General features: G+C 60.8%; 8 protein-coding genes. 2 read left to right on the top strand and 6 right to left on the bottom strand.

All coding sequences use genetic code 11. The annotated features are described in order from the left end of the window. Both ACSQ3J_RS29790 and ACSQ3J_RS29785 read left to right on the top strand, forming a co-directional pair. Window positions 1-210: hypothetical protein (locus tag ACSQ3J_RS29790; RefSeq protein ID WP_436040966.1), on the top strand; the 210-nt coding region annotated here is incomplete at its 5' end. 81 nt (window positions 211-291) lie between these two features. Continuing rightward, a complete protein-coding gene (locus tag ACSQ3J_RS29785; protein ID WP_436040965.1) occupies window positions 292-525 on the top strand; it encodes a multicopper oxidase domain-containing protein in 234 nt (77 codons plus the stop codon). A gap of 334 nt (window positions 526-859) precedes the next feature. Here ACSQ3J_RS29785 and ACSQ3J_RS29780 read toward each other — a convergent pair whose 3' ends face one another. From ACSQ3J_RS29780 to ACSQ3J_RS29755, 6 genes are all read right to left on the bottom strand, one after another. After that, the gene (locus tag ACSQ3J_RS29780; RefSeq protein ID WP_060503211.1) at window positions 860-1,165 is read right to left on the bottom strand and encodes a hypothetical protein; all 306 of its coding nucleotides are present in this window, start codon (window positions 1,163-1,165) and stop codon (window positions 860-862) included. Window positions 1,166-1,259: 94 nt separating this feature from the next. Further along, the gene (locus tag ACSQ3J_RS29775; RefSeq protein WP_436040964.1) at window positions 1,260-2,576 is read right to left on the bottom strand and encodes a BatD family protein; all 1,317 of its coding nucleotides are present in this window, start codon (window positions 2,574-2,576) and stop codon (window positions 1,260-1,262) included. Next, window positions 2,576-4,132, bottom strand: a complete 1,557-nt coding sequence (locus ACSQ3J_RS29770; RefSeq protein WP_436040963.1) for a VWA domain-containing protein — start codon at window positions 4,130-4,132, stop codon at window positions 2,576-2,578. The genes ACSQ3J_RS29775 and ACSQ3J_RS29770 overlap by 1 nt, the downstream gene beginning before the upstream one ends. Beyond that, window positions 4,129-5,118: a vWA domain-containing protein gene (locus ACSQ3J_RS29765; protein ID WP_436040962.1), complete on the bottom strand. Its 990-nt coding sequence runs from the start codon at window positions 5,116-5,118 to the stop codon at window positions 4,129-4,131. The genes ACSQ3J_RS29770 and ACSQ3J_RS29765 overlap by 4 nt, the downstream gene beginning before the upstream one ends. Further along, window positions 5,105-5,632 carry a DUF4381 domain-containing protein gene (locus ACSQ3J_RS29760; protein ID WP_436040961.1) on the bottom strand — a complete coding sequence of 176 codons (528 nt, stop codon included), beginning with the start codon at window positions 5,630-5,632 and terminating at the stop codon, window positions 5,105-5,107. Before ACSQ3J_RS29760 ends, ACSQ3J_RS29765 begins: the two co-directional genes overlap by 14 nt. Next, window positions 5,632-6,582 (bottom strand): DUF58 domain-containing protein, encoded by a 951-nt coding sequence (locus ACSQ3J_RS29755; RefSeq protein ID WP_060510404.1) that lies wholly within the window; start codon window positions 6,580-6,582, stop codon window positions 5,632-5,634. The genes ACSQ3J_RS29760 and ACSQ3J_RS29755 overlap by 1 nt, the downstream gene beginning before the upstream one ends. Between the last annotated feature and the right edge of the window lie 7 nt (window positions 6,583-6,589).

The raw sequence follows: 6,589 nt of genomic DNA, 5'->3' as shown, positions 1-6,589 counted from the left end.
AAAGATAAGAATTATGCGCGAACTCAAATCCCGTTAAAACGTGGGGTGTTCGCAATGCTTACTGAAGAACGGCTTGTCGAGCACCACGAGGTCGGCAAGCTTGGCCTTTGCAAGCGGGCCTCTATCCTGTTCGGCAAAGCCGATCCATGCAGCATCCTTCGTACAAGGCCTCTCCCCGGGAGAGAAGCTGGCTTGCCGGCTTCTGGATAGCCCCGCCGAGCGACCGTCCCGTCACGTGAAACTCGATGGCCTGCCATACTCCGACAACTCCTATCCGCGTCGAGTGCGGACATGGGGCATCCGTTCCATGTGCATGGGGCGCAGCTTCAGATTGTCGAGCATGAAAAGGACGGGAAGATCACCACGCCACCCTATCGCGCCTGGAAGGATACCGTGAATATCGTGGCAGGCGAGACGGTCAGGATACTGCTGCGTCAGGATATGCCAGGCCCACGCATGTATCACTGCCACATCCTCGAGCACGAACAGCTCGGCATGATGGGTACGATTGACGTTCGAGCCTGATTCGGCTCAGCGAATGAAACAAAAGGCTCGCGACGCTTTTCGCGGCGGGCGTTTGTCGTTGAAGGACGGAGAGCGCTGGTCCGGTCCCTTGGGCTTTCCGTCGGTCGGTCCCAGCGGAAAGTCGGCTCCCGGATGCTCATTTGGGGAAGTGAGCCTAGCCATGGATCGGATTGCATCGGAAATACTAGGCTTCACCCATCAGGGCAAACAGGCCGGAAAAACGGTTATGTACGTCCCCCGGTCTGTTGTGCCTGCCTTTCTGATCCTCACTGCCGTTCGCTGTCTTGCTTTCACAGCAGGGCTGCCGGGCGTGCAATACGCCGCAGCGGGTTCGCTAGATTCCCGATCCGTCGAACCGCTGGGCGTCGTCGCCTTCCCAGGGCAATGGCATGGATGTGCGATTGCCATTGGCGGACGGCATTGGCATCCAGCACTTCAGCTCCGGCTCGGCATATTCAATGACGCAGCCAGGGGACGAATCAGAGGCGCGCCAACCTTCTACGCCGAACTGATCGCCATTCGACCAGTAGGCCAGGTCAACTTCCGCCGGCCCCTGTTCAGACGGGCGGACCGTGATGAGGATACGGCTACCGTCTTTCGGTGCGCTGCCCATGGGGCGCCACCTGCCTGGTTCGTCCATCGCTTTGTCTCCAGCTTTGCTGCAAGCAGAGTGTCGCTTTGCTATCGACAGCGGTCAACCCAAACTTTCTTGCACGAGCTTTTCCTCCGCCAGTTTAGGCGATCGGGTTTAGTCCGGGCAATGAGGCGGCATGCCTGGTGTCCCCCGGTTTTGGAATTTTCCGCCAAGCCTCGATAGCGTGTCTCAGTGCCGCCCGGTCAAGAGCGGGGCGATTGCGACCGGCACCAAAGAGTTCACTCTCCAGCTTGCGTATTTGCGTCGCGGCATCGTCGTCGCCGCATTGCAAAACCCAGTCCGCGATCGATTTGTAGCCTGCTGCGCGAGTCCAGATTTCCAGATGACGGTAGATGATGCCGGGATCCCCGGATCCGATCGACGCGATCAGGTCCGCGAACGCACTGCGCTCGGAATTGCGGCGTGCATTCCTGCGCGTTCGCAGTCTCTCTGTTATCCAGGGCAACAGGCGGAGGAGGACATAGCCTGCCGCCGCTAAACCGATGGCAGCCGCCGCTGCCGCCAGAAGATGTTTCCTGGTCAGCCAGGCGTGTGCACTGGTGTCAACTTCCTGCTCGAGCTGAGGCGCCAGCCCCGTGTGAGCCGAAGCGGGCGCTGCCACCCTCATTGTGGCCGCTGGAAGCGTAGCCATTGCGCTGGCCTGCGTATCGACGTTGAACCAGGGATAGGAGATGGCGGGGATCTCGAACGTTCCCTCCGTCCCGGCAACATAGGTTATGGTTTCCGTCCGGGTGCTTCCCGTCCTGCGGTCATCGGTTTCCACACCGTCGGCGAGCTGCGGAGATTTCGAATATTGTTTCAGGCCGTTGGCGGCAACGGCGGGGATGGCCGGGATCATCATCGCCTGCGTGTTCTCGGCGAAGATAGTCATCGTTCGAACCACTGCGTCGCCAACCTTCAGCTTGGATGGATCGCGATCGAAAGACTGGGTTATCGTCACGCCGCGCGCGGGAAACGCCGGCGTGGCGGCGGAACTGTCGGGAGGATCTGCAACGGTGAAGCTCAGCGGCTGCAGAACTGCCTGGCCTGGAAGGGGCTTGCCGTCCTGCGAATAGCCAAGGGTGATCACCGCAGGCGGCAGCGTGAACGTTCCGGAGGTCTCTGGAACCACAGCATACGTCCGCCGGATTCCGGCATACTGCACGCCGTCGATCGTCTCGATGAGGTTCTGAGAGCGCTCATCGACCAAAGAAACCATCGCGTTTGGCAGGTCGAACAGTGGAAGTTCTGGCGGCGACGTGAAGAAATCCGGCACGAAGACGTCGACCGTGATCCGAACCTGCTGGCCTGGCACGATGCTGCCTTTGTCTTCGATGGCAACGCGCGTGAAAGGTTCGGCTGCAAAGGCCACCGAGCCCAGCACGAGCCAGAATGCGACGACGGCGCGGAGCAGCATCATGGCTTCTTTCCCTGGGCTTCGATGGCGAATTTGCGCGCCATGAGGTCGGCCGGACTGACGACGATATTTTTCATCCAGAGTTCCGAGGTCTGCTCGGCGATGTTGATCTTGCCCGCCTTGCCCTGTTTCCCCTTGTTGTCGAACTGGATACTGTCCGGCGGCAGGTTCGGGTCGTCCTGCTGCTCCTGCTCTTCGTCCTTCTTCACTTTCACCAGCCTTTCGGCAATGGCAAGGTTTGCGGCGGCGTCGGGCCACCCCTGCCGCTTCTTCAGTGCGGTTTTATAAGCGGTGACCGCCTCATCGAGCTTGCCGAGATGCAGCAGTGCATTTCCCTGATCGTACCAGCTCTCGGCGCTATCAACGGTGGCAAAGGCGTCGATCGCTTCAGCATATTTCCCGGCGCGATAGAAAGATGTTCCTTTCCACATGGGGTCGGCGAAGTGTGCTGCTGCACCTTCGAAATCGCCGTTCTCGTAGGCCATGCGTCCCTGCTGGTCCGGTGTCAGCCACATGCCGGCAAAGTCGGCGGCCCGGGCATCCGAGGGCAGTAACAAGTGGGCGGAAAGGAGAACCACGCCAACCCGCACGATCCAGCCCTTGCGGAAAGATAGAGCGAACAGAAGCAGCAATGGACCGATCAGCCACCATCCGGCGTCACGCCAGTGATCTCCTTCGGCCGCCCGTTTCTGGGCGAAGTTGGTGCGGATTCTTTGCGATACCCACCGGACGTCGGTATCGTCGTCCGTGAATGTGGCGACATCCGCGCCGGTGAGCGCGTGGAGGTTCTTCAATCCTTCGACGTCGAGCTTTGCAGTGACCCGCCCGCCGGCTGCATCGGTCAAAAAACTGCCATCCGCCCCTTTCACGGGGCCACCGTCAGGCGTGCCGATGCCAAGCACAATGATCCCTTGCTTCGACTTGAGCTTGAAGGCATCGAATGCCTTCTGTTCGATCCCATCAGTCAGAAACAGGATCGTGCCTGGCACATCCTCCGAGGCAAGGGTGGTTTCGGCAAGCTCGAGAGCCTTGGCCGTATCCTTGCCATCGACAGGCATGATCCGTGTCGCCAGGGCATCCGTGTAGGTCTCGATCAGCGACCCGTCTTCGGTGAGCGGCAGGACCAGATGGGCGGATCCGGAGTACGCAACGACTGCGGTGCGCGCACCGGAGCGTCCGGTGATGATGTCCTTGATCTTCAGCTTGGCACGTTCCAGCCGCGACGGGCTGACATCGATCGCATCCATGGCTGGAGAAAGATCGACGGCGATGACGAGTGGAGCAGTGTCCTCGACGAAGGGGGGCAACTCCCGCTCCCAAGTCGGCCCGGATACAGCCAGGATTGCCAAAGACAGTACCAGGGCCAGCAGCCATGACGGGCGCATGCGTGACCCGGATGAACTGTCTATGACAAGACTGTCCAGAAGATGCGGTTCGATCATGCCTTTCCATTGGCGGCGTGTATCGGCAGAGCGCGACGATATCCAGACGATGATTGCGGGGAGGGCAAGCGCGAGCAGCCACCACGGCCTCAGCAGGTGAAAGTCTTCAATCACGCCGATGCCCTCCTTCTGAAGAGCCCTGCCAGCCCGGCCAAAAGATAATATGCGGCAAGGATGACGATCGCCAATCCAAGCGGCCAGTGGAACAGCTCGATGCGCGGCCGCCAGGAGAGGTTCTTCTGGTCCTGCGGCGTGATCTTATCGAGCGTGTCGTAGATGGTTGCGAGCTGTGTCTGGTCCTGTCCGAAGAAATAACGGCCGCCCGTATCAGTGGCGATCTTCTGCAAGATCGAAGTGTCGAGCTTATCTTCGCCGGTCGCCTTCGGGTCGCCGATACCGACCGTGTGAATGACGACTTTTTTCTGATTAGCAATGTCGGCGGCCTTCGCCGGGGGCATCCGGCTGGCCGTGTCATTGCCGTCGGTGAGAACGATCAGAACCTTCTCGGGAACGGTCGTTTTCTCGAACATCTTGATGGCAAGCCCAAGGGCGTCTCCGAGCGCCGTCCGCGGGCCTGCAATTCCAGGAAGCGTATCGGTAATTACCGCCTGGACCGTCTTGTGATCCATCGTGAAGGGCACGAGTGGGTAGGGCGCGTCGCCGAAGGCGATCAGCCCGATGCGATCGCCAGGGCGCTTCGTGACGAAATCGGCAACCACCTTGCGGACCGCATCGACGCGGGCCTCAGTGCTGCCGTCAGGCGAACGGAAATCCTTGGTATCCATTGACTGTGACAGGTCCAGCGCCAGCAGCAGATCGCGCTGTGGTTCGACCTTCTCGATCGGCGGTTCGACGAACTGCGGGCGGGCGAGGGCCACGACCATCAGACACCATACGAGCGTTTCGCAGAGCAGCTGCGTCCAACTGCGCCGCGCGATCACGGAACCTTCCGTGGGGTCGATGCCAGCGGCCTCGGCGACCTGGCGAAAGAATGGCAACCTTACCGATGCAGCCGTCTCCCGATGGGCGGGAAGGAGCAGCCACACCAGGAACGGCAAAGGTATGACAGCCAAGAGCCAGGGAAGGTCAAGCTGATACATGATGCCGTCCGATCCATGACCTCGCCGAGGAAATGAAGTCATCGAAGACGGTGTGGGGCATGCCGCCTGAACCGGGATCATGGCTGTATTCGTAAGCATCGAGCAGCGTCCGCAAGGATTGCGCTGTGCCAGCCTCTGAATGTTTTTCAAGAAAATCGACCCAGGCCGCACCTGATAGAGCCGCGACGTCTTCGCGCCGCCAAGCGGCGAGTGCGACACGCTTCAGAAGTTCAGCAAGCTCATCGACAGCGTCGTGGCGGGTCTGGGGTTCCCGGATGCGCAGTTCGATGGCGCGCAGTTCGGCAAGCGCCTGCCGGCGGTAGGCGTTCGCCCGGTAGCGGCGGAGTGCCTGAAGCGAGAGAAACACGATCAGGCACAGCAACAGAAAGGCGACCACCCCCCATCCCCAAGTCTGCGGCATCCATGACACTGGCTCTGGAACCGATATGTCCTTCAGCTGCTTGAGAGCGAGCTTTGTCAGCGGATCAAGAGGCGCCACCTTGTCGGGTTCCATCAACGCCTCCGCTGCCGCCAGGCGGCCTGCTCGAGGAGACGGCGGAGTTGCGGCGCGGTTTGTTCTGCCGCCGAGACAGGGAGCATTGGCAGGCCAAGTTGCCGCTGCCAGTCACGCAGTTCCCTGCCACGATCCCTGGCAAACGTATCGATCGCCTTCCTGATGTCGGCACGGTTCAGCGACAGTTCTGCCTGCAGCCGGCCGCCACTGACCACGATGTCGCCTGACGTGGGAAGGTCGAGGAGAAAAGGATCATAGACCAGGATACAGATGACGTCGTTCCTGCTCGCCAACCGGAGAAGGGTATCCCGCGTCGTGGTGCTGTGGCCATCAAAATCACTGACGACAATCACAAGATGATCGTGATGGGCGACGCCTGCTGCGCGTTGCAGCACGGTGTCCAGCGCCGCGGGCGATGGCGTTCCGGCGAATGCGGCGTCGAGGCTCTCATTCTGAGCCGCGATTTTGGCCGCGAGCGTAATCACCGATTCGCGGCTGCGGTGCGGCCGGACTTCATCGATACTGGTATCGTTGAAGACGAAGCCCCCAACCCGATCGCCGGAACCAAGGACGCGCCACGCGCAAAGCATCGCCGCTTCGGCCGCGGTCACCGATTTCATCGAGCGCCGGCTGCCGAAGAGCATGTTGATGCGCTGGTCGACGATGATGAGGGCCGGCCGCTCCTTCTCCTCACTGTAGACGCGCACGGCGGGCTTGTTCGTGCGCGCTGTCACCCGCCAGTCGATGGAGCGAATGTCATCACCAGGCAGGTAGTCGCGCAATTCCTCAAACGTCAGCCCGCGGCCGCGCATCGAGGATTGCATGCGGCCCGAAAGCTGCTGGTGGCTGCGGGACTTCTGGACGAAGCTCAAGTCACGGGCACGCGCTTCCAGCGCCACGAGCTGGTCGGTAGAGACATGAACGCCTTGCGTGTTCTCAGTCGTGGGCATCGCCACT

It is taken from the genome of Rhizobium sp. LjRoot98, assembly GCF_964252935.1.
Lineage (GTDB): Bacteria > Pseudomonadota > Alphaproteobacteria > Rhizobiales > Rhizobiaceae > Pararhizobium.
This window is presented reverse-complemented; position numbering and strand designations above follow the sequence as displayed.

What these genes read in the sequence shown, in the direction of transcription:
- ACSQ3J_RS29785 (WP_436040965.1), top strand. Translation starts at nt 292, where the DNA reads ATGGGGCATCCGTTCCATGTGCATGGGGCGCAGCTTCAGATTGTCGAG.
- ACSQ3J_RS29780 (WP_060503211.1), bottom strand. Translation starts at nt 1,165, where the DNA reads ATGGACGAACCAGGCAGGTGGCGCCCCATGGGCAGCGCACCGAAAGAC.
- ACSQ3J_RS29775 (WP_436040964.1), bottom strand. Translation starts at nt 2,576, where the DNA reads ATGCTGCTCCGCGCCGTCGTCGCATTCTGGCTCGTGCTGGGCTCGGTG.
- ACSQ3J_RS29765 (WP_436040962.1), bottom strand. Translation starts at nt 5,118, where the DNA reads ATGTATCAGCTTGACCTTCCCTGGCTCTTGGCTGTCATACCTTTGCCG.
- ACSQ3J_RS29760 (WP_436040961.1), bottom strand. Translation starts at nt 5,632, where the DNA reads ATGGAACCCGACAAGGTGGCGCCTCTTGATCCGCTGACAAAGCTCGCT.
- ACSQ3J_RS29755 (WP_060510404.1), bottom strand. Translation starts at nt 6,582, where the DNA reads ATGCCCACGACTGAGAACACGCAAGGCGTTCATGTCTCTACCGACCAG.